The organism is Bradyrhizobium sp. BR13661, from assembly GCF_029892425.1.
Taxonomy (GTDB): Bacteria; Pseudomonadota; Alphaproteobacteria; order Rhizobiales; family Xanthobacteraceae; genus Bradyrhizobium.
Map to the genome: position 1 here is coordinate 75,139 of NZ_JARXWB010000010.1, position 21,704 is coordinate 96,842.

The 21,704-nt window shown below is 62.6% G+C and carries 27 protein-coding genes; 10 read left to right on the forward strand and 17 right to left on the reverse strand.

Features of this window, described 5'->3' with window-relative positions; genetic code table 11:
- The first annotated feature begins 60 nt into the window (after positions 1–60).
- Entirely contained in the window at positions 61–1,689 is a 1,629-nt protein-coding gene (locus M2427_RS18125) for a fatty-acid--CoA ligase (protein ID WP_280707868.1), read from the forward strand.
- Between the two features lie 205 nt (positions 1,690–1,894).
- The gene (locus tag M2427_RS18130; protein ID WP_280707869.1) at positions 1,895–2,752 is read left to right on the forward strand and encodes a DUF1499 domain-containing protein; all 858 of its coding nucleotides are present in this window, start codon (positions 1,895–1,897) and stop codon (positions 2,750–2,752) included.
- A gap of 7 nt (positions 2,753–2,759) precedes the next feature.
- Here the strand turns inward: M2427_RS18130 and M2427_RS18135 are convergent, their stop codons facing one another.
- From M2427_RS18135 to ribB, 3 genes are all read right to left on the reverse strand, one after another.
- Positions 2,760–3,683 carry an MBL fold metallo-hydrolase gene (locus tag M2427_RS18135; RefSeq protein WP_280707870.1) on the reverse strand — a complete coding sequence of 308 codons (924 nt, stop codon included), beginning with the start codon at positions 3,681–3,683 and terminating at the stop codon, positions 2,760–2,762.
- Between the two features lie 150 nt (positions 3,684–3,833).
- Positions 3,834–5,048, reverse strand: a complete 1,215-nt coding sequence (locus M2427_RS18140) for an acyl-CoA dehydrogenase (RefSeq protein ID WP_254129562.1) — start codon at positions 5,046–5,048, stop codon at positions 3,834–3,836.
- 83 nt (positions 5,049–5,131) lie between these two features.
- Positions 5,132–6,208 (reverse strand): 3,4-dihydroxy-2-butanone-4-phosphate synthase, encoded by a 1,077-nt coding sequence (gene ribB / locus M2427_RS18145; RefSeq protein ID WP_280707871.1) that lies wholly within the window; start codon positions 6,206–6,208, stop codon positions 5,132–5,134.
- 269 nt (positions 6,209–6,477) lie between these two features.
- On the opposite strand from ribB, the gene M2427_RS18150 reads away from it, so the two are divergent.
- On the forward strand, positions 6,478–7,008 hold the full coding sequence (locus tag M2427_RS18150) for a DUF3124 domain-containing protein (RefSeq protein ID WP_280708044.1): 531 nt from the start codon (positions 6,478–6,480) through the stop codon (positions 7,006–7,008).
- A gap of 306 nt (positions 7,009–7,314) precedes the next feature.
- The gene (locus tag M2427_RS18155; protein ID WP_280707872.1) at positions 7,315–8,547 is read left to right on the forward strand and encodes a PLP-dependent aminotransferase family protein; all 1,233 of its coding nucleotides are present in this window, start codon (positions 7,315–7,317) and stop codon (positions 8,545–8,547) included.
- 10 nt (positions 8,548–8,557) lie between these two features.
- Here M2427_RS18155 and hpaD read toward each other — a convergent pair whose 3' ends face one another.
- Entirely contained in the window at positions 8,558–9,412 is an 855-nt protein-coding gene (gene hpaD / locus M2427_RS18160; protein WP_280707873.1) for a 3,4-dihydroxyphenylacetate 2,3-dioxygenase, read from the reverse strand.
- A gap of 18 nt (positions 9,413–9,430) precedes the next feature.
- Positions 9,431–9,703 carry a helix-turn-helix domain-containing protein gene (locus tag M2427_RS18165; RefSeq protein WP_280707874.1) on the reverse strand — a complete coding sequence of 91 codons (273 nt, stop codon included), beginning with the start codon at positions 9,701–9,703 and terminating at the stop codon, positions 9,431–9,433.
- Between the two features lie 157 nt (positions 9,704–9,860).
- On the opposite strand from M2427_RS18165, the gene M2427_RS18170 reads away from it, so the two are divergent.
- Entirely contained in the window at positions 9,861–10,325 is a 465-nt protein-coding gene (locus M2427_RS18170) for a hypothetical protein (RefSeq protein ID WP_280707876.1), read from the forward strand.
- Positions 10,326–10,432: 107 nt separating this feature from the next.
- Positions 10,433–10,651: a hypothetical protein gene (locus tag M2427_RS18175; RefSeq protein ID WP_280707877.1), complete on the forward strand. Its 219-nt coding sequence runs from the start codon at positions 10,433–10,435 to the stop codon at positions 10,649–10,651.
- Between the two features lie 186 nt (positions 10,652–10,837).
- Here the strand turns inward: M2427_RS18175 and M2427_RS18180 are convergent, their stop codons facing one another.
- Positions 10,838–11,533, reverse strand: a complete 696-nt coding sequence (locus M2427_RS18180) for a hypothetical protein (RefSeq protein ID WP_280707879.1) — start codon at positions 11,531–11,533, stop codon at positions 10,838–10,840.
- Positions 11,534–11,768: 235 nt separating this feature from the next.
- On the opposite strand from M2427_RS18180, the gene M2427_RS18185 reads away from it, so the two are divergent.
- Both M2427_RS18185 and M2427_RS18190 read left to right on the forward strand, forming a co-directional pair.
- Complete coding sequence (locus M2427_RS18185; RefSeq protein ID WP_280708045.1) at positions 11,769–11,951, forward strand: hypothetical protein; 183 nt, start codon at positions 11,769–11,771, stop codon at positions 11,949–11,951.
- 207 nt (positions 11,952–12,158) lie between these two features.
- Entirely contained in the window at positions 12,159–13,364 is a 1,206-nt protein-coding gene (locus M2427_RS18190; protein ID WP_280707880.1) for a DUF418 domain-containing protein, read from the forward strand.
- 372 nt (positions 13,365–13,736) lie between these two features.
- Here the strand turns inward: M2427_RS18190 and M2427_RS18195 are convergent, their stop codons facing one another.
- From M2427_RS18195 to M2427_RS18215, 5 genes are all read right to left on the reverse strand, one after another.
- The gene (locus M2427_RS18195) at positions 13,737–14,555 is read right to left on the reverse strand and encodes an aldo/keto reductase (protein WP_280707881.1); all 819 of its coding nucleotides are present in this window, start codon (positions 14,553–14,555) and stop codon (positions 13,737–13,739) included.
- Positions 14,556–14,684: 129 nt separating this feature from the next.
- Positions 14,685–16,250 carry an alkaline phosphatase D family protein gene (locus M2427_RS18200; protein ID WP_280707882.1) on the reverse strand — a complete coding sequence of 522 codons (1,566 nt, stop codon included), beginning with the start codon at positions 16,248–16,250 and terminating at the stop codon, positions 14,685–14,687.
- Positions 16,251–16,367: 117 nt separating this feature from the next.
- Positions 16,368–16,748 carry a hypothetical protein gene (locus M2427_RS18205; protein WP_280707884.1) on the reverse strand — a complete coding sequence of 127 codons (381 nt, stop codon included), beginning with the start codon at positions 16,746–16,748 and terminating at the stop codon, positions 16,368–16,370.
- Between the two features lie 108 nt (positions 16,749–16,856).
- Positions 16,857–17,858, reverse strand: coding sequence for a nitronate monooxygenase family protein (locus M2427_RS18210; protein ID WP_280707886.1), 1,002 nt, complete (start codon positions 17,856–17,858; stop codon positions 16,857–16,859).
- A gap of 63 nt (positions 17,859–17,921) precedes the next feature.
- The gene (locus tag M2427_RS18215) at positions 17,922–18,659 is read right to left on the reverse strand and encodes an SDR family oxidoreductase (RefSeq protein WP_280707887.1); all 738 of its coding nucleotides are present in this window, start codon (positions 18,657–18,659) and stop codon (positions 17,922–17,924) included.
- A gap of 165 nt (positions 18,660–18,824) precedes the next feature.
- On the opposite strand from M2427_RS18215, the gene M2427_RS18220 reads away from it, so the two are divergent.
- Positions 18,825–19,292, forward strand: coding sequence for a helix-turn-helix domain-containing protein (locus tag M2427_RS18220; RefSeq protein WP_280707888.1), 468 nt, complete (start codon positions 18,825–18,827; stop codon positions 19,290–19,292).
- Positions 19,293–19,377: 85 nt separating this feature from the next.
- Here M2427_RS18220 and M2427_RS18225 read toward each other — a convergent pair whose 3' ends face one another.
- The 3 genes from M2427_RS18225 to M2427_RS18235 all read right to left on the reverse strand — a co-directional run bounded on the left by M2427_RS18225 (position 19,378) and on the right by M2427_RS18235 (position 20,193).
- A complete protein-coding gene (locus tag M2427_RS18225; protein WP_280707889.1) occupies positions 19,378–19,752 on the reverse strand; it encodes a PRC-barrel domain-containing protein in 375 nt (124 codons plus the stop codon).
- A 104-nt stretch (positions 19,753–19,856) separates the two neighbouring features.
- Positions 19,857–20,051 (reverse strand): hypothetical protein, encoded by a 195-nt coding sequence (locus M2427_RS18230; protein ID WP_280707890.1) that lies wholly within the window; start codon positions 20,049–20,051, stop codon positions 19,857–19,859.
- On the reverse strand, positions 20,035–20,193 hold the full coding sequence (locus tag M2427_RS18235) for a hypothetical protein (RefSeq protein WP_280707891.1): 159 nt from the start codon (positions 20,191–20,193) through the stop codon (positions 20,035–20,037). The genes M2427_RS18230 and M2427_RS18235 overlap by 17 nt, the downstream gene beginning before the upstream one ends.
- Positions 20,194–20,366: 173 nt before the next feature.
- On the opposite strand from M2427_RS18235, the gene M2427_RS18240 reads away from it, so the two are divergent.
- The gene (locus M2427_RS18240) at positions 20,367–20,615 is read left to right on the forward strand and encodes a hypothetical protein (RefSeq protein WP_280708046.1); all 249 of its coding nucleotides are present in this window, start codon (positions 20,367–20,369) and stop codon (positions 20,613–20,615) included.
- 137 nt (positions 20,616–20,752) lie between these two features.
- Here the strand turns inward: M2427_RS18240 and M2427_RS18245 are convergent, their stop codons facing one another.
- The 3 genes from M2427_RS18245 to M2427_RS18255 all read right to left on the reverse strand — a co-directional run bounded on the left by M2427_RS18245 (position 20,753) and on the right by M2427_RS18255 (position 21,495).
- Positions 20,753–20,959: a hypothetical protein gene (locus M2427_RS18245; protein WP_280707892.1), complete on the reverse strand. Its 207-nt coding sequence runs from the start codon at positions 20,957–20,959 to the stop codon at positions 20,753–20,755.
- A 76-nt stretch (positions 20,960–21,035) separates the two neighbouring features.
- A complete protein-coding gene (locus M2427_RS18250) occupies positions 21,036–21,167 on the reverse strand; it encodes a hypothetical protein (RefSeq protein WP_280707893.1) in 132 nt (43 codons plus the stop codon).
- Positions 21,168–21,300: 133 nt separating this feature from the next.
- Positions 21,301–21,495 carry a hypothetical protein gene (locus M2427_RS18255; protein ID WP_280707894.1) on the reverse strand — a complete coding sequence of 65 codons (195 nt, stop codon included), beginning with the start codon at positions 21,493–21,495 and terminating at the stop codon, positions 21,301–21,303.
- Positions 21,496–21,704: the final 209 nt, after the last annotated feature.

A 21,704-nucleotide genomic window follows, 5' to 3' on the forward strand; every position in this document is an offset into this window, starting at 1 on the left:
TTCTTTGGCCCTGCGCTGAGGGCGATAACGCGCCCAGCGATTTCTCGGAGGAACGTCTGAATGCTCGGCTTGATGCAAGATTGGCCCCTGCTCTGCCACCGGATCATCGAACACGCTGCCAAGATTCACGGCAAGCAGGAGGTCGTGACGCGATCGATCGAAGGTCCGATCCATCGCACCACCTATGCCGAAATCCACAAGCGCTCGCTCAAGGTCTCGCAGATGCTGGAGCGCGACGGCATCAAGCTCGGCGACCGTGTCGCCACGATCGCCTGGAACACCTGGCGTCATCTCGAAGTCTGGTACGGCATCATGGGCATCGGCGCCATCTGCCATACCGTCAATCCCCGGCTTTTCCCCGAGCAGATCGCCTGGATCATCAACCATGCGCAGGATCGCATCGTGATGGTCGACCTGACCTTCGTGCCCGTGCTGGAGAAGCTCGCCGACAAGCTGCCGAGCGTCGAACGGTACATCATCCTCACCGACAAGGCGCATCTGCCCGAAACCAATTTGAAGAACGTCGTGGCCTACGAGGACTGGATTGCCGAGGCCGACGGCAAATTCAGATGGAAGGACTTTGACGAGAACACGGCGGCCGCGATGTGCTACACGTCAGGCACGACGGGCGACCCCAAGGGCGTGCTGTATTCGCATCGCTCCAACGTGCTGCACGCTCTGATGGCCAACAATGTCGACGCGCTCGGCACCAGCGCCTCGGAGACAATGCTGCCGGTGGTTCCGTTGTTCCATGCCAACAGCTGGGGCATCGCCTTCTCCGCCCCTTCGCAGGGCACCAAGCTCGTCATGCCCGGGGCCAAGCTCGACGGCGCCTCGGTCTACGAGCTGCTCTCAACCGAAAAGGTGACGCACACCGCCGGCGTGCCGACGGTGTGGCTGATGCTGCTCCAGCACATGACCGCCAATCATCTGAAGCTCCCGGACCTGAAGATGGTGATCTGCGGCGGCTCGGCGATGCCGCGCTCCATGATCAAGGCCTTCCTCGACATGGGCTCGAACGTCCGTCACGCCTGGGGCATGACCGAGATGAGCCCGATCGGCACCGTCGCTGCGCTGAAGCCGCCGTTCCAGAGCACGACCGGCGATGCACGTCTCGACGTGCTGCAGACCCAGGGCTACCCGCCGTTCGGCGTGGAGATGAAGATCACCGACGATGCCGGCAACGACCTGCCGTGGGACGGCAAGACCTTTGGCCGTCTCAAGGTCTCGGGGCCCGCGGTCGCCAAGGGCTACTTCCGCCTCGATGCCAACATCCTCGACAGCGACGGCTTCTTCGACACCGGCGACGTCTCGACCGTCGACCAGGACGGCTACATGCGGATCACCGACCGCTCCAAGGACGTCATCAAGTCCGGAGGCGAGTGGATCTCCTCGATCGACCTCGAAAACCTAGCGGTCGGCCACCCCGCCGTGGCGGAGGCCGCGGTGATCGGCGTCTTCCATCCCAAATGGGACGAGCGGCCTCTCCTGATCGTTCAGCTCAAGCAGGGGCAGCAGGCGACGCGCGAGGACATCCTGAAATTCATGGACGGCAAGATCGCCAAATGGTGGATGCCCGACGACGTCGCTTTCGTCGACGGCATCCCGCATACCGCGACCGGCAAGATCCTGAAAACCGCGCTGCGCGACCAGTTCAAGGACTATCGTTTCCCGAACGCTGCGGCGTAACTACGCGGCAAGCAATGTCATTCCGGGATGGTCCGAAGGACCACCCCGGAATCGCCAGGATTCCGGAGACGCGCCTCTTCGAGGCGCCCGGAATGACGGGCAGTCACAACCCGGACTCTCTTGAATTTGCCCCCGGGCCGTGATCTCAACGACCCAATCCTCGCGCCGGATCGGCCGGCACCGCAAACCCCGTTGAGCTCACCCGATGGCCCGCAGGTTTTCCGCTCCCTATCAGTCGGAGCCCGTGTCCAGCCTCGCGAGCTGGGCGCGCAACCTGGCCGTGTTCGCAGTGGTGGTGGTTGTGGTGTCAATCATCATCGTGCGCTTCGACTTCCTGGAAATGAAGCCGGCGATGGCGACGTTCCTCGGCGGGCTCGCGATCGCCGGACTTTCGATCCTGTTCGGCCTCGCCGGCTTTGCCGCGATCTGGCAGAACGGCTCGCGCGGCATGGCGCGCATCCTGCTCGCCTTCCTGATCGACGGAGCGATCCTTGCCTATCCCGCCTATCAGGCCCTGCTGTACAGCAGGCTGCCTCATATCTACGACATCACCACCGACCCGATCGACCCGCCGCGCTTCGATTCGCTGTCGCGCCTGCGCACCGGCGACGGCACCAACACCGCCGTGTATGCCGGTCTCTATTCGGCCGAGCAACAGCGCCAGCTCTATCCTGACATCGAACCGATCGAGCTCGAGATTCCCGTCGACCGCGCCTATGCGATCGCGCGCCAGCTCGTGATCAAGCGCAAATGGACCGTCATCGACGAACGCGAGCCGCAGCCGCCGCGCCGCATCGGCCGCATCGAGGCCGTGGCGCGCACGCCGATCATGGGCTTTCGCGAGGATATCTCGATCAGGGTCGTGCCTGACGGCGACGATTCCCGCGTCGATATCCGCTCCGCCTCGCGCTATTTCGACAGCGATCTCGGCAGCAACGCCGCGCGCGTGACCAAATTCATCGACGACCTCAACACGGCAGCCGACGCGGACGCGCTCAAGCCGGCGAAGAAAACGCCGGTAGCACCGCCGCCCAAAGCACCGGCGAAGACGGTGAAGAAGTGACGGTGAGCTAGGCGCTCGCCATCCGGTACGTCCCGCCGATCACGGGATCACCGTCCGTCGCGACAACGCCGCGTGCAACCAGGTCTTCCAGATGCGCCAGCACGGAATAGCCGGCGGCCGTCGTCAGCCTGGGATCGATGCCGATATAGATCGCGCGCACCATGGTCGGGATATCGGCCTCGCCCTTGGCGAGGCGGTGCAGGATCGAGGCCTCGCGCGCCTTGCGGTGGCGGATCAGGAACCGCACGAAGCGCTGGCCGTCTGGAATCTCCGGGCCGTGGCCGGAGAAATAAAGATCCTCTTCGCGCGCAGCGAGCCGGTCGAGCGAATCCATGTAGTCGATCATCGAGCCGTCGGGCGGCGCCACGATCGAGGTCGACCAGCCCATCACATGATCGCCGACGAAGTTGAACTTTCGCTCGGGCCAGGCAAAGGCAAGATGATTGGCAGTATGGCCGGGCGTCGCCACGGCCTCGAGCCGCCAGCCGTCCCCTTCGACGACATCGCCATGGGCGATCCTGATATCGGGCACGAAGTCGCGATCGGAGCCCGATTCCGGATTGTGCTTCTCGCTCTCGAAGCGCGGGCGCGAGGCGCGGTGCGGGCCCTCGGCATAAACAGGCGCCCCCGTCGCCCGCTTGATCCGCGGCGTGTTCGGCGAATGGTCGCGATGCGTGTGGGTGACGAAGATGTGGCTCACCGTCTCGCCCCTGACAGCATCGAGCAGCGCGGCCGCATGGGCCTCATTATCAGGGCCGGGATCGATGATCGCGACGTTGCCCTTGCCGACAATGTAGCTGACGGTCCCGGTGAAGGTGAACGGGCTCGGATTGTGACAGAGCACGCGCCGCACGCCGGGACGGACTTCCTCGACGACACCGGCCTTCAGCGGAAAGTTGCGGTTGAACGGGACGTCGTCATTATCGGACATGGCTTGCTCATACCTTGCTGACTTCGTCATGCCCGGCCTTGTGCCGGGCATCCACGTTCTTTCTGGTGGCCAAGACGTGGATGGCCGGGACAGAGCCCGGCCATGACGCACTTGGAAAGTTCAGTCGCAACCCACGCTGAGGTCAGTCACTCAGAAGAACGCCTGAATGCCGGTGATGGCGCGGCCGAGGATCAGGGCGTGGACGTCGTGGGTGCCCTCGTAGGTGTTGACCGTCTCGAGATTGTGGACGTGGCGCATCACGTGGAATTCGGCCGAGATGCCGTTGCCGCCGTGCATGTCGCGCGCGACGCGGGCGATGTCGAGCGCCTTGCCGCAATTGTTGCGCTTCATGATCGAGATCATCTCGGGCGCGAACTTGCCCTCGTCCATCAGGCGGCCGACGCGAAGCGAGCCCTGAAGGCCAAGCGCGATCTCGGTCTCCATGTCGGCGAGCTTCTTCTGCACCAGCTGGGTCGCGGCGAGCGGCTTGCCGAACTGCTTGCGGTCGAGCGTGTACTGGCGGGCGCGATGCATGCAGTCCTCTGCCGCGCCGATCGCGCCCCAGGAAATGCCGTAGCGGGCGCGGTTGAGACAGCCGAACGGGCCCTTGAGGCCAGAGACGTTGGGCAGCAGCGCGCTTTCGGGGACCACGACGCCGTCCATCACGACCTCGCCGGTGATCGAGGCGCGAAGCGAGAGCTTGCTGCCGATCTTCGGCGCGGACAGGCCCTTCATGCCCTTCTCGAGCACGAAGCCGCGGATCTGATTGTCATGCTCGGCCGACTTGGCCCAGATCACGAACACGTCGGCGATCGGCGCGTTCGAGATCCACATCTTGCTGCCGGTCAGGCGATAGCCGTCCGAGACCTTCTCGGCGCGGGTCTTCATCCCGGCCGGGTCGGAGCCGGCATCGGGCTCGGTGAGGCCGAAGCAGCCGACCCACTCGCCGCTGGCGAGCTTCGGCAGGTACTTCTTGCGCTGGTTCTCGTCGCCATAGGCGTAGATCGGATACATCACCAGCGAGGACTGCACCGAGTTCATCGAGCGATAGCCGGAATCGACCCGCTCGATCTCGCGCGCAACGAGGCCATAAGCCACATAGCTCGCGTTGGCGCAGCCATATTCCTCCGGCAGCGTGATGCCGATCAGGCCGAGCTCGCCCATCTCGTTGAAGATCTCGCGGTCGGTCTTCTCTTCCAGATAGGCCTTGGTGACGCGCGGCAACAGCTTGTCCTGGGCGTAGGCGCGCGCGGTGTCGCGCACCATGCGCTCGTCTTCGGTCAGCTGCTCATCGAGCAGGAACGGATCGTCCCACTGGAAGGAAGCCGCAGCCGGCTTGTCCTTGGTCTGAGGGCGCACGCTCATGAAACGTCCTTTCGGGTCTGGTTCCGTTTAAAAATTGCCGGACAAACTAAAGCGCCGCGGCAACAAGTGCAATTGCGTTAGCGCTAGCTTTCGAGCTGCTCGTTGGCGACGATCTCGATACCGAAGCCGGAAAGGCCCTTGTAGTCATGCACCGACGAGGTGAGATGGCGGATCGAGGTGACGCCGAGATCGCGCAGGATCTGCGCGCCGACGCCGACTTCTCGCCACTGGCGGTTGCGGTCGGCCTCCGTCGCCGTCTCGTCCGAAAGCGGCGACACGGGAACGCCGGCGGCGCCGTCGCGCAAGTAAACCAGCACGCCGCGGCCGGACTTCTTGAAGTGCTCGAGCACGGCCGCCATGCGCTTGTGGCCGGTAAAGGTGTCCTTAACGATGTTCGGCTTGTGGAAGCGCGTCAGCACGTTCTTGCCGTCGCCGACGCCATTATAGACGAAGGCGACGTGGGCGATGGAATCGAACGGCGAGCGGTAGGCGTAGCCCTGCAGCGGGCCGATCGGGCTTTCGGTCGTGAAGGTCGAGACCCGCTCGATCAGCTTTTCCCGCGCCTGCCGGTAGGCGATCATGTCGGCAATGGTGACGTGCTTCAGCTTGTGCCTGGCGGCGAATTGCGAGACCTGCTCGCCCTTCATCACGCTGCCGTCGTCGTTCATCAGCTCGCTGATGACGCCGACCGGCGGGAGCCCTGAGAGCTTGCAGAGATCGACCGCGGCCTCGGTATGGCCGGAGCGCAGCAGCACGCCGCCATCCTTGGCGATCAGCGGGAAGATGTGGCCAGGGCGGGCGAAGTCGTTGGCGCCGGCATTGGGATTGGAGAGGGCACGGCAGCAGGAGGCGCGCTCCTCGGCCGAGATGCCGGTGCCGCCGTCGGGCTTGTAGTCGATCGAGACCGTAAACGCGGTGGTGTGCGCGGAATCGTTGTGGGCGACCATCGGATCGAGCCGTAGCCGGCGTGCATCCTCGGTGGTAACAGGCGCACAGACGATGCCCGAGGTATGGCGGATGATGAAGGCCATCTTTTCCGCCGTGCAGAATGAGGCGGCGACGATCAGATCGCCCTCGCCCTCGCGATCCTCGTCGTCGGTCACGACGACGAGCTCGCCCCTGGCAAAGGCCTGCAAAACTTCCTGGACGGTATCGGGCATGTCCCAGTCTCTATTGGTTATGAGCCGGAGGCTTAGCTGGACTCCGATCCGTGCGCTAGTGCCCCGAACGCAACCGCATATGCCGTCTGGACCGGCTTGGAGGCCTGTATCGCGGATATATAGGCGCCGCCGGGGCGCGCGGGAGGTGCCCCGAACATTCCCATGACCAGACCGGCGCCGAATGGAGCTGTGCAATCTCCGGCAATAGGGTAGTCAGGGTCATGGCTGCCGGGCAAACTGAGCCAAGGGTGAAACGGGCAATGTACCAGATGAGATTCGTCGCGCCACTCCTCGCGAGCCTGCTGTGCCCGCTTGTCCTGGTCATGCCGGCGCTCGCACAGAGCAAGGTCGATATCGAACAGGCCTTCGCCGGCTCGCTCACGCCGGTGCCAAAGCAGGAGCTGAGCGTATCCGGCGGCTTCTACGTGCCGGCCTATTCCAGCGTGGCGATGAGCCAGGGCAAGCTGCGGGTCGATTTCTCGGTGACATTGAGCGTCCACAACGCCTCGGAGACGCAGGCGCTGGTGGTCAAGCGGATCGCCTATTTCGACACCGCGGGCAAGCAGGTCGAGAGCTATCTGAAGGCGCCGGTCGCCGTGAAGCCGCTCGCCACCATCTCGATCTTCATTCCGACCGACGATGTGCGCGGCGGAACAGGCGCCAATTTCATCGTCGACTGGGCCGCCACCGGCGAGATCGCCGAGCCTGTCGTCGAGGCCTTGATGGTCGGCGGCGTCGCCAATGCGCATTACGCTTTCATCAGCCAGGGCCGTCCGACCAGGACGGCCGGAAAAAAATAAGGCCGTCCGACCAGAACGGTGGGCAAGAGGTAGTGTAGCCGCAGCTTCGAGCAAGCGCTGCGCGACCTCAAATCGCAAACCCGAAAACAACCCCATGCACAGTAGAGCCGACCTGCAAAATCAAAGGCTTGCTGGCCCGTACGGAAGAGATGCGGATTTTACGAATTTCGTTTGACCCGTCGGGCAAAACACTGGCATGATGACATCATCGAAATCGCGGCGCCCGGTCGGCACCAGGCCGGCCGGTCAATAAAAACAACACTCCAGAAAAACGACGCTCCATAAAAAAACAACGAGGAACGCCCCATGACGTCCAGCTTCGATTTCGCGCCCCTGTTTCCCGCAGGGCTGCCGGCCCCTTCTGCGCGCTGGACGGGCCTTGCCAAATACAGCTTTGTCGGCGGCAACAACGATTCCGAGCAGCTGCCGCTCAACGAGCTGATCGAGGCCGCCACTCAGGCCCTGCAGCGCGAGGGCCGCTCGCTCTCCACTTACGGGCTGGCGCACGGCCCGCAAGGGTACGTGCCGCTGCGCGAATTCCTGGTGACAAAACTGAAGCGCGACGCGGGCATCGACTGCACGGTCGACGATCTCATGATCGTTTCCGGCTCGTTGCAGGCGCTCGACCTCGTCAACAACACGCTGCTTGCACGCGGCGACACCGTGATCGTCGAGCAGGAGACGTATCAGGGCGCGCTGCAGCGGCTGACGCGGCTCGGCGTCAACACCGTCGGCATTCCCCTCGACGACGGCGGCATCCGGATGGACGCGCTGGCCTCGACACTTGCCGATCTGAAAAGCCGCGGCATCCGTCCAAAATACATTTACACCATCCCGACCGTGCAGAACCCGACCGGCAGCATCATGCCGGAGACGCGCCGCGCCGAACTGCTGCGCCTGTCGGCCGAATATGGCGTGCCCGTCTTCGAGGACGATTGCTACGCCGACCTGGTCTGGTCCGGACAGCGGCCGCCCGCGATCTACGCGATGAGCCAGAATGGCGGGGTGATCCATGTCGGCTCGTTCTCAAAATCGATCGCGCCAGCGCTGCGCGTCGGCTTTATCGTCGCGCCCTGGGATGTGATGTCGCGGATGCTGGCGCTGAAGACCGATGCCGGCTCCGGCGCGCTGGAGCAGATGGTGCTCGCCACCTATTGCCAGCCGCATTTCGCAAGCCATGTGCCTGTTCTGACCAAGGCACTGCGCGCCAAGCTCGACACGCTGATGGAGGCCCTCAACGAGCAGTTCGGGACCTCAGCCGAATTCGAGGCGCCCAAGGGCGGCATTTTCCTGTGGGTGAAGCTGCCCGACCAGGTCGATACGCTCAAGCTCTATCAGGCCGCACTCGCGGCGGGTGTCGCGATCAATCCGGGCCCGGAGTGGTCGACCAACAAGAGCCATTCGGGCTCGCGGCTGCGGCTGTGTTTCGGCAGCCCTTCGCATCAGCAAATCCGCGAGGGCGTCGCGGTGCTGGCCGAGGTCTGCCGCAAGGAGTTCGGCGTGCCCGCCCGCAGCGCCAATGTGGAGAAGCGGGCCTGACGCCAATGCCTCACCGGTTGACGTGGAATTCCACGTTGACCTGGCCGCTGCCGGACGATGGGAAATAATCGCAGAGCTGCTCGGCCGTCCCGCGATAGTTGGACCAGCCGAGCGCGGCGAACAGCATGATCGTGTCGGCCATGCCGCCTTCGCCGTTGCACTTGGTGGCGTAGTCGGGGAGCATGTCGAGGAACTCGCGGTAACGGCGGTTCTGCCATAACTCGAGCACGCGCAGATCGACCTGGCGGTTGAACTCGCTGGCGATCGACGTCCATGCGTCAGGCCCCAGCTTCCGGTTGGGCCAGAGCCGATGTGAGAGCGAACCGCTGGCGAGAATCGCGACGCGCTCACCGGACGCGTCGATGGCCCGGCGGGTTGCTTCGCCGAGAATCCGGCTCTCCTCGAATGAGGTGAACAGCGGCGAGGCGACCGAGACCACCTTCGCGAAGCCGTCCGGGTTCATGTAATGCATCGGCACGATGGTGCCGTATTCCAGCCCAAGGCTCGCGACCTCATGCGCGGTGACGTTGAGATCGGCATCGAGCGCCCTGCTCGCGATGGCCTTGGCAAGGCCCGTATCACCCGGCAGATCGTAGTGCAGATCCTGGATCATCTGCGGCGCCTCGTGGCTGGTGAACGCGCCGCAATGCCGCTCATTGGCGTTGATGTGGTAGCCGAAATTGGAGAGCCAGTGGGTGTCGAACACCACGAAGCTGGTGACGCCGCGCTCTCTTGCCCGCCGCCCGAGCTCGCGCAGGGACCTGACCGCCGGTTCTCGCGCCGCGCGCAACGGGCTGTCGGGCCGCTCCGACAGCATCAAGGAAGGAACATGGGTGACCTTGGCCGCGAGTACGAGCTGGCCCATGGCGGTCACCTCGATGCGTCAGGCCGCCTGGATCTGGCTGCCGTGGATCGCGGAGGCGAGCCGGAGCAGCAGGACGATCGAGACATTGCCCTTGCCGGCCTCGATCTGGGCGATGTAGCGCTCGGAAATCCCGGAGCGGCGGGCCAGCTCCCGGCGCGACAGCTCGCAGCGCGCGCGCGAGGACTTCAGGCGCTGGCCGAGCTCAGCCAGAAACGCGGCCTCCGAATATGGCGGCACGGCACAGCTTCCCGGCAGCACCTCGCCCGCGAAATCCATCACTTGGTTTAGCATCGGTCCATCCAATTCCGCCTTTGGGAGCGCCATCTTACCCCCGATACGCGCCGCCTCATTGACGCGGATCAAATTCGCGCGCGACGGCAGGCGAGCGTGGACGGCCGCGACGGGGATGCTACAGTCCGGACGTGTTCGAGGCGGGGCTTTTCAGGATATGACGCGTTGCTTGAGCCGCTGGACGTGCGCGGCTGTGCTTTGGATTGCATTCTGCTCGTTCGCTCGCGCCGAAACGCTCGCCGCAACGGTCGAGCAATGGGGCCTGCTCGGCTCATGGGCGGTCGATTGCTCTGTCAGGCCCGACCGCGACAGGGGCGCGCTGCTGACTTACGAAATCCGGAAGGACGGCCGCGTGATGTACCGGCGCAATTTCGGCGACGCCAAGGACGAGAACGAGGTGGTGTCTGCCACCGTCAACGCCGAGGGCCTGCTCAATCTGATGGTGTTCTTTCCATCGCTGCACCAGACCCGCGAATTTGGATTGCTGCTCGCGAAGGATGGCAGCCTGCGCGCGATCTACAATCGCAGCGAGCACGGCGAGTACACGATCAGGGACGGCAAGAACGTCAAATCAGGCGCGCCGACACTTCCGCAGCAACGCTGCTCTCAACAATCGTCCTGATGCTGAACATCCATTCAGAATTCTCTTCCCATTCCCTCTTCCCGATTCCTTGGGAACGTTCACGCGAATGCGCGGTTTAAATTTGCATTCGACTGGAGGAGGACATCATGAAGAAGCTTGGTTACGTCGTTGCCGCTCTGGGTGCGCTCGCGGTTGCGGCGCCAACGCCGGCGAGTGCAGAGACGGTGATCGTCAAGCACGGCCATCATGGCCCGTACGGCGCCCGCGCCGAATTCCGCGAGCATCGCGACAATGGCTGGCATCGCGGCTGGCACCATCACGACCGCGTCGTGGTGATCAGGCACGGCCATCACCACTGGGACTAATGCGCAACGCAAACTGGAAATGGCCCCTCGCAGGGCCATTTCTTTGCGTTCGAATCGGCGGAGACGACGAGGACATGGACTCGCGAATGCACCAGGTTGGCTCTGCATCGAATAGCGGCCGAACAGCGGACATCGAGATAGGTCGGCTGTGGGCCAGAAGCCGGAATCGCTCCGACCGCAGCAAGATCAGATTGGCTCATTGCTGTAGTCTCCAAAAATATAGGGAGTACCGTTGTCAGGAGCGTTCGCGAGTTGGAGTGACTGCTTGCAGTGGTTGATCATTGCATTTCGATCACCGAGATGTGGGCGACCAGCAATATGAGCCCTCTTCCGAGAACCAGCGATGACCCCATAGCCCAGTCCGAGCGCATCCTCCGTCCACTGGCGCGGGAAGCCGGCGAGATTTGGTCGCTTGAGATTGGGGCCCGTCAATTCACTATCGTCGTTCAGATGGCCGCGATAGATTTCCCAGCGCAACTGGGGGCGCTTGGTGATCAAATATTCGCCGATGAAGATTCCGATATCGACCATGACATTGTAGCCGGCGTATTTGCCCCGCCAGGCCGGCTGATAGGTCTCGAAGATCGTTTGTATGTTCGTGGCGTCGTCGATCAGGCCGCCACCGTAGCGATTAATCCAGCCATTGAGCGCCAACAGACCGTCACCGTTCAAGGCCGCTCTGACGCCAAACCAATCGCGCAACCAATTCTGAAAGAACGCCAGACGATCGAGGCGAACCCGCATGAAATACGCGAAATTAGCCTGCACGCTGGCTTCGTCGAGCGTTCTCTCTTCCTGTTTGTTCGGGACGTCGTAGAGCGGGTAGTCGCGAATAGCACGACGAACTTTGAGATGTTTGAAGAAGAGCGTCGGGTAGATCATCGGAATGCCTGCACAATCACAAGTCGATTGGCCCATCCTATGCCCCACCCCAGCGCTAATCCGCAAGGGAGCGGTAAGTCCGCTTCGGGTCAATCGCGACGGTTCGGCCCGGTTTAAGTTAGGTCCGGTCTACCCTTGACAGCCGACATATCCTCGGTCGTGGGATGCATGATTACGGTGACAGTGCACTAAACTCACGCGTCATCGCGTGCAGCCGCCTTAACGGATCGAGTGAATTAAGTGCACTGTCACCGTAATCCTGGCAAGTGCAGAGACTGTGATCGTCAAGCACGGCCATCATGGCCCGTACGGCGCCCGCGCCGAATTCCGCGAGCATCGCGACAATGGCTGGCATCGCGGCTGGCACCATCACGACCGCGTCGTGGTGATCAGGCACGGCCATCACCACTGGGACTAATGCGCAACGCAAACTGGAAATGGCCCCTCGCAGGGCCATTTCTTTGCGTTCGAATCGGCGGAGACGACGAGGACATGGACTCGCGAATGCACCAGGTTGGCTCTGCATCGAATAGCGGCCGAACAGCGGACATCGAGCTAGGTTGGCTGTGGGCCATTTGCGGAATTGAAGTGACTGAAGCTCTCCCACAATCTATAGTCTTGGTGCATGGCCGCTACAATCGATGAGAGCAGTTACAGTCCCATCAATCCATCCGAAAGAATCGGAAGCATCGATGCGCTTCGTGGCGTGGCGTTGCTCGGCGTCCTAGCTATCAATCTGGTCACCGAATTTCGTATTTCCATTTTTGAGCAGTTCCTGCCCGCTGCGCGGCCCGCAGCTCCGCTAGACAGGGCTGTCGAGACCATCTTAATGCTAGCGGTCGACATGAAGGCGTTTGCGCTCTTCTCGTTGCTCTTCGGAGTCGGCCTTGCAATTCAATTTGAGCATCTTTCGACGAACCCGGATCGCGCGCTTCTTTTATTTCGCCGTCTGATCGTTTTGCTGGCACTCGGATTGCTTCATCTTTGCCTCATTTGGAACGGTGACATTCTTACCGAATATGCAATCGCAGGTCTCATCTTTCTACCATTCCTGTTCGGCCCCCGCTGGCTCTTGGCCAGCGGCGCGGCGACGTTCCTGGGACTGTATCTGGCTCTGCAGATATGGTCACCGCCTGGATTATTTCCGAGTTTTGCTGCAATCCAACGCGATGTGCAGGAGGCCAATTACGTCTATGCCGCCGGCAGCTTCTGGGAGGTGCTGGCATTCCGGCTTCGCGAAATCCCTCTGATCGTTCCTCTACACATCTACGTCTTCCCACGCACCATAGGGCTGTTTTTCCTTGGTGCGTTCATCTGGCGGAGTGACGTTCTACGAAAGCCAGATCGAATGCTCATGTTCTCAACAGCGGCCGCATGCGTTGGACTGGGCGCAACTTTGATCTTTCTGAAAGTCAACGGCGGTTTAGCGAGCCGCAGTCTTGACGCAATGGCCACTCCCGCCGGCACGATCCTCATCGCTCTCGGCTATGGTGCAACATGCCTGGCCGTAGCCGAACTGACGGGCGGAAAAATGCTGCTGGGTTGGGCTGTGCCGTTGGGCCGGATGGCATTCACGAACTACCTCGCCCAGTCTGTGATCTTTGGTTGGATTTTCTATGGATACGGCCTGGGCCTATTCGGGCAACTCGGCGCGGCCGAGACGCTGGCCATCGGGCTTGCCGTGTACGTCGGCCAGGTAATCTTCAGCGCTTGGTGGTTGCGGCACTATCGATATGGCCCGGTCGAATGGTTGTGGCGAACGATCATGTACGGCACGCAGCAGCCGATGTCTTTGAAAGGATCCGCTCGCGCGGAAAACCGCCTCGCCTAGGTCTGCAATGGGTCAATCGCGACGGTTCGGCCCGGTTTAAGTTAGGTCCGGTCTACCCTTGACGGCCGACATATCCTCGCGATTACGCGATTACGGCGATTACGGTGACAGTGCTGGACTGCACCCCTGAACTGAGACACGATAATTACAGTGACAGCGGGGTTGTCACGATGCGTTACCGCACTTCTGTTTTGCGCGAACGCGGTTTCGAAATCAATAGGCGACTGTTATCCGAGCGCCGGATGGGGTTGCTTCAGCGAACTCCAACGCAAGAGATTCGCGCGCGGATAGAACCCCTCACCCGGCTTTGCTTCGCAAAGCCACCCTCTCCCGCAAGGGGAGAGGGTGCAGCAGTGCGCGTCGCATCGGCTGTTAATCCCAGGCTGGCCCGAAGCCCGGATTGACGCAACGCTTGTCCTTTGGCAGTGCGGCGATCTTCTTGCGATCAGCATCGTCGAGCGTGATCTTCAGCGCGTCCAGATTGGCCTGCTGGCTCTCGCGGCGCGAGGCCTTCGGGATCGCGGCGACGCCGTCCTGGTCGAGCAGCCATTTCAGGGCCACCTGTGCCGCACTCGCGTTGTGCCTGGCACCGATCTCAGCGAGCACCGGGTCGGTGGCAAAACGCCCCTGCGCGAGCGGGCAATAGGCGACGAGCGGGATCGACTTCGCCCTGAGATAGGCCAGCACCTTCGATTGATCCAGCATCGCGTGATATTCAACCTGGTTGCAGGCGATCGGCGCCTTGATGTCCTCGACCGCGATCTTGAGCAGCGCGGTGGTGAAATTGGCAACGCCGATCGCCCTCGTGCGCCCCTGCTCCTTCAGCTTCATCAAGGTCTCGAACACCGCCCCCCAATTCGCCGATCTCGACGGCCAGTGCACGAGATAGAGATCGACATGGTCGAGCCCGAGCTTTGTCAGGCTGGTATCGAAGGCGCGGCGGATCGCGTCCGGCGCCAGATTCTCGTGCCAGACTTTTGTCGTGACGTGCAGCTCGCCGCGGGGCACGGAGGCGGCGGCGAGCGCAGCACCGATGGCCTCCTCGTTCGCGTACATTTCGGCGGTGTCGATGTGGCGATAGCCGATCGACAGGGCACTCTCGACCGCAGCGCGGCAGGCATCGCCCTGCATGCGGAAGGTGCCGAGGCCGAGCTTGGGCATGCTGATGCCCTGTGTTTTCAGATGGTCCATGGAACAGGCTCCCCTAAGGCATTTCAGCCCGCCGGATGCGCGCGGCGATGCCGCGTGAGCAGACTCTTCGGTGATGGAAAAGAGGTGGCGGGAGCGGAGACTATAGCGCGGCGGGCGCGGCGCGGCTAATCACGAATGCTGCGCCACTACAGCCGGACGTGCCTGCGGCTGCGGCAGGATATCGACCGACCAGAGGTCGCGGTTGTCGACGTCTTTCAAGGTCACGGTCATCACGCCGCTCACGCCGTCGATGTCGACGCGGCCGAAGAACTGCAGGCCGAAACAGGGCGCGAGGTTCTCGCCCTGGGCCTCGCTGCAGCCGTTCCGGTACATCGCCACGGGGCCAAACGTGTTGTCGAGCTCGCCGGGGCCCCAGGTGCCGGCATGGAGGGGGCCGGAGACGAACTCCCAGAACGGCTCGAATTCCTGAAATTGCGCCTTGTTCGGATCGTAATAATGCGCGGCCGTGTAGTGCATGTCGGCGGTGAGCCAGACGATGTTGCGAACACCTGCGCGCTTGATGGACGTGAGCAGATCGGCGATCTCGTGCTCGCGCCGGTCAGGCGGGCCGTCGCCGAGCGCGACGGCATCGAGGCTGATCAGGCCGATCGGCAAATCGGCTGCGATCACCTTCCAGGTCGCGCGCGAGGCGGCGAGCTCCCGCTTCAGCCAGGCGAGCTGCTCGGCGCCAAAAATCCAGCCGCGGTGGTCGTCGCCCTTGTTCCAGGTGGCGTCGCGATAGCTGCGCATGTCGATCATGAAGACGTCGAGCAGCGGCCCATAGGCGATCTTGCGATAGACGCGGCCTTGGCGCGCGCTGATGTCCCGGATCGGCATGAAGTCGAAGAAGGCGCGACGTGCGCGCGCGACCAGGCGCGGCGTGCCGTCGTCCTCGTAGCCGGCCTCGTCATAGCTGCCGGCCGGCGACCAGTCGTTGGTGACCTCGTGATCGTCCCATTGCGCGAACATCGGCACCTCCGCGTGGAAGGCGCGAAAATTCTCGTCGAGATGATTGTATTTGTAGTTGCCGCGAAACTGCGCCAGCGTGTGTGCGACCTCCGATTTCTCTTCAGTCACGAGGTTGCGCCAGGTCTCGCCGTTCGGCAGGGTCTGCTCTGAGGGGATCGTGCAATCGGCATAGATGTGATCGCCGGAGTGGATGAAGAAATCCGGACGGTTGGCGAGCATGGTGCGATAGCTGCGATAGCCGCCGCGCGAGATGTCGATGCCCCAGCCCTGCCCCGCGACGTCACCCGACCAGACGAACGAGATCGACCGGCCTGCAAGTGGCGCGGTGCGGAAATGGCCGACGCGGCTTTCGCCTGTGATGCCGGTGGCGATATCGTCGAAGCGCAGGCGATAGAAGATGTCCTGCCCCGGAGGCAGATCGTCGAGCTGCAGCTTTGCGGTGAAGTCTGCATCCGGCAAAGCGTCGCGCGAGGCCGATGCGATGATCGTCCTAAAACTCTCGACGGTCGAAACCTCCGCCTGCATGCGCGCAGGCCGGTCGGCGCGCGCCCAGATCACCGCCGAACCATCGGAGACGTCGCCTGACTGGATGCCGCCCGCGATCCGCGGGCGATCGGCGGCGCGGCTGATGGAGGGCTTTGCGAGCGAGGCGATGGCGAGAGTGGATGTGGAGCGGACCAGGAACTGTCGCCGGGTCCATGCGCGCGCGGCGCGGAGCGTTGCCATCAAGGAGACCTTCGTCGAATCGCGACGGAAGGTGCCTGCGCCGTTTGACGGCGAGCTTACGGTTTCTTGACTCGGGGCCTACGGTTTTGCGACGCGGAGGTGACGGTCTCGGACCGCTCAATGCTTCCAGTTGCAGATGCCGCCGGAGCGGCATGGCCAGGTCTGGATACGCGTGTCCATCGCCTGCGCGTCCAGCGGATTGCCATGGCGATGCGCAAGCTTCGTGCGCGCTGCGCCACGCGGCTCGCTCTTGGCGCGGGCGACCTTCTTCGGCACGTTAACCGGCTCGGCACGGGCCTGCGCCTCGTTGCCGCCCTTCGCCTCCAACGCAACGGGCGCAAAGTGCGTCTCCGGCCCGAGCCGCTTCGGCGACAGGACTGCCTTGGACAGATTGAGGCTGAGATATTCGTCGGGCTTGTAGCCGTCAGCGCGCGCGATGCCGCCCACCGCAAGCACGAGGGCAACGGCAACCGCAACAGGAACGCTTTTCAGGACCACGGACGCCTCCTGAAATTGATGAATTAAGGAGTAATTTACTCCTATTTAGGAGGCGTCGCGCGCAATTCCAGCGGCCAAGTGCCGCCGTGGTTAAGAAGTTTGGCGGTGTCAGGCGACCTTTCGCGTCGCACCCGTCCCATCCAGGAACCCCATCAGCCTGTTACGGATGATTTGTTCCGCCTCACTCATGATGCGATCGATGAGTTCCTTGCAGGAGGGGACGTCGTGGATCAGCCCCGCGACCATGCCGCAGCTCCAGGCGCCCGCGTCCATCTGCCCCTCCAGCATGACCTTGGGATAGACGCCCGCGACCTGGTCGTGGATGTCGTCGATCGTGAGCTTGTCGCCCTTGGCATGCTCGATCTCCAGCAGGCGATCGACATTGGCGTTCTTCAGCACGCGCTCGGTGTTGCGCAAGCTTCGCATGATCAGGCGGGTGTCGAGCTCGGTTGCCGCGACCAGCGCGTTCTTCACGTTCTGATGGACCGGCGCTTCCCTGGTCGCGATGAAACGCGTGCCCATGTTCATGCCTGATGCGCCCAACGACAGCGCGGCGACCAGGCTGCGCCCGTCGGCCATGCCGCCGGAGGCCACGAACGGGATCTTCAATTCCTCCGCCGCGCGCGGCAGCAGGATCATGTTCGGAATGTCGTCCTCGCCGGGATGGCCGCCGCACTCGAACCCATCGACGCTGACCGCGTCGCAGCCGATCCGCTCGGCCTTTAGCGAGTGGCGCACCGAGGTGCATTTGTGGATCACCTTGATGCCGGCCGCCTTCAGCGCCGGCATGTATTGCTCCGGACTGCGGCCCGCGGTCTCCACCGCCTTGATGCCGCCCTCGACGATGGCGGCGATGTATTCCGGATAAGGCGGCGCCGAGAAGGTCGGCAGGAAGGTGAGGTTCACGCCGAACGGCTTGTCGGTCATGTCGCGGCAGCGCGCGATCTCCTTGGCGAGCAGCTCCGGCGTCTTCTGCGTCAGGCCGGTGATGATGCCGAGCCCGCCGGCATTGGAGACAGCGGCCGCCAGTTCGGCAAAGCCGACGAAATGCATGCCGCCCTGGATGATGGGGTGCTCGATGCCGAACAGTTCGGTGATCGCGGTCTTCACTTCAGTACCTCCCGGAATTTTGCTTGGCGCTTGGACTGATCTAGCCAGACTTTTGTAACGCGGTCACCATTTCTCTCCGAACGGGCGGATCTCCATCTCGAAGGTCCAGGCGCTCCTGGGCTGCTGATAGAGCTGCCAATAGGAATCGGCGACGGCCGACGGCGGCATCAGCAAATCAGGATTATCGAGCGCGTTCGGCCCGAGCGCCTCGAGCCGGCGCTGCCGCACCCATTCGGTGTCCACGCCGGAATCGATGATGAGATGAGCGACGTGGATGTTCTTCGGCCCGAGCTCGCGCGCCATCGCCTGCGCCACCGCGCGAAGTCCGAACTTGGCACTGGCAAAGGCGGCAAAGCCGCTGCCGCCGCGCAAGGACGCGGTCGCGCCGGTGAAGAAGATGTTGCCGCCGCCGCGCGGCAGCATCAGCCGCGCCGCCTCGCGCCCTGCGAGAAAGCCGGAATAGCAGGCCATCTCCCACACTTTCCGAAACACGCGCTCGGTGGTGTCGAGGATCGGGAAATTGACGTTGGCGCCGACATTGAAGATGCAGACCTCCAGCGGCGCATGCTTGTCGGCGTCGTTGAGGAAGGAGATGACCTCTTCCTCTTTCCGCGCGTCCAGCGAGCGCGCGTGGATCTCGCCGCCAGCGGCTTCGATCTCCTTCACCAGCGGCGCGAGCTTGTCGCCGTTGCGACGGCCGGCGTAGATCGAAAAGCCTTCGGCGGCGAATTTCCTGGCAATCTCGGCGCCGATGTAATCGCCAGCCCCAATCACGGCCGCGGTCGCATTTCGCTTGGGCAAGGTCGCCTCCTCCGGTGAGAGCATCTGATTGGGGCGGAGGCTATAGTTCTAAAATAGAACTGTCAAACTATAGGCTCGGATGCTAGATTCATTGAAAAATTGCATTGACAATTCAAGTCAGTTCCTTTTTCTGACTGACTAGACCAGGGGACCGGAGACCGGATCATGAAATGGGACACGCTGGACGAGGAGCCCTGCTCGCTCTCCCGCACCGTCGCGGTGGTCGGCGACCGCTGGACGCTGTTGATCCTGCGCGAATGCTTTTTGCGCGTGCGCCGCTTCGAGGCGTTCCAGTCATCGCTCCAGATCACGCGGCATCTGCTGTCGGAGCGGCTGAAGAAGCTGGTCCGCTTCGGCATCCTGCGCCGCGTGCCCTACTCCGAGGCGCCGAAGCGCTACGAATACATCCTGACGCAGAAGGGGCTCGACCTCTATCCCATCATCATGGCGATGGTGCATTGGGGCGACACCCACATGGGTGACGAGCGCGGCCGCCCGCTGCTGCACGAGCACAAGACATGCGGCAAGCTGTTCGATCCCGTGATGGTGTGCTCGGAATGCGGCGAGCCGCTGCACGCAAGGCAAGTGCATGTGCATGCGGGGCCGGGGCGGCGAGGCGCTGACGCGGCCTAATGCCCCCGCGCCGGCGCGCCGAGAAGTAGCGCGTCATCGCATCGATGGTCTGCTGGTAACCGAGATCGGACGGACTGTCGCGAGGTCAAGCGAACGGAACACCGTAATAGGCATTGATGCCGCGCAACGCCGCATCGTCACCCCAATTCCAATCGCTGCGCTCGCCATATTTCGGCGCGCCGTCCAGCTCCCTGGCCGTGATGCCCGTGATGTAACCACCGAGCTCGGTGTCATATTTCAGCGATTGCCAGGGCAACGGGTAGTGATCGTTGCCGACGCCGAGAAAGCCGCCGAAGCCGAGCACGGCGTAGGATACCCTGCCGCTGACCTTGTCGATCATCACGCGCTCGATCGAACCGATCTTGTTGCGATCGGCGCCATAGACCGACGTTCCCTCGACCTTGTCGCTGCCGATCAACCGGCCCATCTCAGCGCGATCCAGTTCGCCTTGGTTCAACATCTCACTTCTCCACTCAGTCAATCCGTTGACCAACCTTGCTTGCAACCTTGCTTGAAGATGATCGTTCCAAAACGCGCCGTGAGCCGCAACGCCGCAAGGCGAAGCTAGCGCGTCGTCGCGGCCGGCTCGCGCAACTTCAGGAATTCGAACATTTCGGACGCGGTCCGAAGCTGCTCGATGCGCACGCTGAGGGCGTCGCGCTGCGTCCCGTCCGGCAGGCTCGCCAGTTCACGCTCAAGGCGCTGCCGCTGCGCGTCGATGCGTTGTTCGAATGTGTGTGGTTCAGATCGTCTTCGCATCGTCTCTCCTCGGGGGTTGCAGGCCCGGGCTGTTGGCCCAGCGCTCGACTTGTTCAATGACCTTCTGGTGGCTCGGGCGCACCGGCTTGGGCGCTTCGGGCTCGTCGGAAAGCCTGCGGGGCAACCTGACTTCTTCCGTCATGGCTCATCTCCCTTTCAAGAAGAATGCGCCAATGCGCAACTCGTTTCAATCTTAACTTATTGATTTTATTGAATATTTTTACTCATTTGGGGATTCTGTCGACTCTTGTGGAACTCGCGCCAAGTTCGTCCGTTGAGCAAGCTACTCACCTTACTCACCTTGCGTGGACGATCATGAATGACCTTCGCGCCGAGCGGCTTCAGGTGATGCTTTCCCCGGAAGAGCTGGCCGCCGTTGACGATTTCCGGTTCAGGCATCGCATGCCGACGCGTGCCGCAGCGGTGCGCGAACTTCTCAAGTTCGGACTGGCCGCAATGGGCGTTGATGCAATCCCCGGGGTCAAATCGAGCAGCTTCGGCGTGTTCGGCCGCGGGGCTGACGGCCACACGCAGGGCGATCCCGAGAGCGGCACCGAAGACTGATCCAAACGCGATCTCACAAGGCAAACGACCCCGGCACAACAGGGTGCCAGGGCCGTCCTTGGAGATTGCTTCCAGAGCACCGGGGGCATGTCACTGGAAGCAATCTGTCGACTCCTCGGGCGGAGATTCGTTCCTCTTTATCCGCTCGGGGCAGCACCGGAATCATCGGGCGTCATGCCGGAGCCGGGTGTCTTGCTGTTGTCGTTGAGTTTGGGATCTCGCGTCGCCTCACGCGACGGCGACCCTTTCTGATCCGTCGTGTGCACGGTCTGTACGCGCTGCTTGTCGCGCGGCTGATCTTCCCCGCGCTGGTCCTTGACGATGCCGTGGTCGGAATGTGCCATGATGTCCTCTCGCCTTTCGATGCGTCGAAGCGCTTACGCTTGCCTGGATCGAATGTTCCTGCGAGAGGCCTCGGCACTAGCCATGTGCCGCGTGCACGACGACAGACGCATTTTCCTGATGCACCTGCCGGACCGTCGTCACCGTCGCGAACGCGACCGATACACCAAAGGCGAGAATGAGTGAGAGAAGTGCAAGACGTGGAGCCATCGCAAACCTCCTTCTGGAATCAAAAAATCAAAGCGATCGACTGGTCCCTAATATCGTTGATTGGTTGCTCGCGTTCCGTGAGCGATCTCACACCCGGGCTCACGACAGCGGGAGCACTTTTCCGGATCATGCTTTAGGCATCCAGCTCTTGACGACCAATGCGGGTCACGGGCGGGATTTCGCCATCGAGCCAGTCCTGCTCTTTCGCCAAGGCCGTCCAGGCATCCGCCATGCGCGAATAGCGATTATAGGCGGGTTGCCCGTCGGAGCGCTCGGCCAATTGCAGGCAGTTCTCGGCGTTATCCCTGAAGATGTCAGACTGTTTCATGGACAAGACGTGGGCATGGAACCCCCTGCCCGCAACCGCCCTTACTGGATCGTAACCTCGCCGCGTTCCGCGCTACGAAGCACGACAATGCGCTGAAGGAGATTCAGGACACCATCAACCCTGATCGCTCCGACACGGTCTGAGAGCGAGTTCAATTTTCTTCGGAACCCCGTGGAACCAATCGCAGACCTCGCGGTTGTTTTGGCCGG

Excerpts from the sequence above, each read along its gene's own strand:
- M2427_RS18125 (WP_280707868.1), top strand. The coding sequence starts at position 61 with ATGCTCGGCTTGATGCAAGATTGGCCCCTGCTCTGCCACCGGATCATC.
- M2427_RS18130 (WP_280707869.1), top strand. The coding sequence starts at position 1,895 with ATGGCCCGCAGGTTTTCCGCTCCCTATCAGTCGGAGCCCGTGTCCAGC.
- M2427_RS18135 (WP_280707870.1), bottom strand. The coding sequence starts at position 3,683 with ATGTCCGATAATGACGACGTCCCGTTCAACCGCAACTTTCCGCTGAAG.
- M2427_RS18140 (WP_254129562.1), bottom strand. The coding sequence starts at position 5,048 with ATGAGCGTGCGCCCTCAGACCAAGGACAAGCCGGCTGCGGCTTCCTTC.
- ribB (WP_280707871.1), bottom strand. The coding sequence starts at position 6,208 with ATGCCCGATACCGTCCAGGAAGTTTTGCAGGCCTTTGCCAGGGGCGAG.
- M2427_RS18150 (WP_280708044.1), top strand. The coding sequence starts at position 6,478 with ATGAGATTCGTCGCGCCACTCCTCGCGAGCCTGCTGTGCCCGCTTGTC.
- M2427_RS18155 (WP_280707872.1), top strand. The coding sequence starts at position 7,315 with ATGACGTCCAGCTTCGATTTCGCGCCCCTGTTTCCCGCAGGGCTGCCG.
- hpaD (WP_280707873.1), bottom strand. The coding sequence starts at position 9,412 with ATGGGCCAGCTCGTACTCGCGGCCAAGGTCACCCATGTTCCTTCCTTG.
- M2427_RS18165 (WP_280707874.1), bottom strand. The coding sequence starts at position 9,703 with ATGCTAAACCAAGTGATGGATTTCGCGGGCGAGGTGCTGCCGGGAAGC.
- M2427_RS18170 (WP_280707876.1), top strand. The coding sequence starts at position 9,861 with ATGACGCGTTGCTTGAGCCGCTGGACGTGCGCGGCTGTGCTTTGGATT.
- M2427_RS18175 (WP_280707877.1), top strand. The coding sequence starts at position 10,433 with ATGAAGAAGCTTGGTTACGTCGTTGCCGCTCTGGGTGCGCTCGCGGTT.
- M2427_RS18180 (WP_280707879.1), bottom strand. The coding sequence starts at position 11,533 with ATGATCTACCCGACGCTCTTCTTCAAACATCTCAAAGTTCGTCGTGCT.
- M2427_RS18190 (WP_280707880.1), top strand. The coding sequence starts at position 12,159 with ATGGCCGCTACAATCGATGAGAGCAGTTACAGTCCCATCAATCCATCC.
- M2427_RS18195 (WP_280707881.1), bottom strand. The coding sequence starts at position 14,555 with ATGGACCATCTGAAAACACAGGGCATCAGCATGCCCAAGCTCGGCCTC.
- M2427_RS18200 (WP_280707882.1), bottom strand. The coding sequence starts at position 16,250 with ATGGCAACGCTCCGCGCCGCGCGCGCATGGACCCGGCGACAGTTCCTG.
- M2427_RS18220 (WP_280707888.1), top strand. The coding sequence starts at position 18,825 with ATGAAATGGGACACGCTGGACGAGGAGCCCTGCTCGCTCTCCCGCACC.
- M2427_RS18225 (WP_280707889.1), bottom strand. The coding sequence starts at position 19,752 with ATGTTGAACCAAGGCGAACTGGATCGCGCTGAGATGGGCCGGTTGATC.
- M2427_RS18230 (WP_280707890.1), bottom strand. The coding sequence starts at position 20,051 with ATGCGAAGACGATCTGAACCACACACATTCGAACAACGCATCGACGCG.
- M2427_RS18235 (WP_280707891.1), bottom strand. The coding sequence starts at position 20,193 with ATGACGGAAGAAGTCAGGTTGCCCCGCAGGCTTTCCGACGAGCCCGAA.
- M2427_RS18240 (WP_280708046.1), top strand. The coding sequence starts at position 20,367 with ATGAATGACCTTCGCGCCGAGCGGCTTCAGGTGATGCTTTCCCCGGAA.
- M2427_RS18245 (WP_280707892.1), bottom strand. The coding sequence starts at position 20,959 with ATGGCACATTCCGACCACGGCATCGTCAAGGACCAGCGCGGGGAAGAT.
- M2427_RS18250 (WP_280707893.1), bottom strand. The coding sequence starts at position 21,167 with ATGGCTCCACGTCTTGCACTTCTCTCACTCATTCTCGCCTTTGGTGTA.
- M2427_RS18255 (WP_280707894.1), bottom strand. The coding sequence starts at position 21,495 with ATGAAACAGTCTGACATCTTCAGGGATAACGCCGAGAACTGCCTGCAA.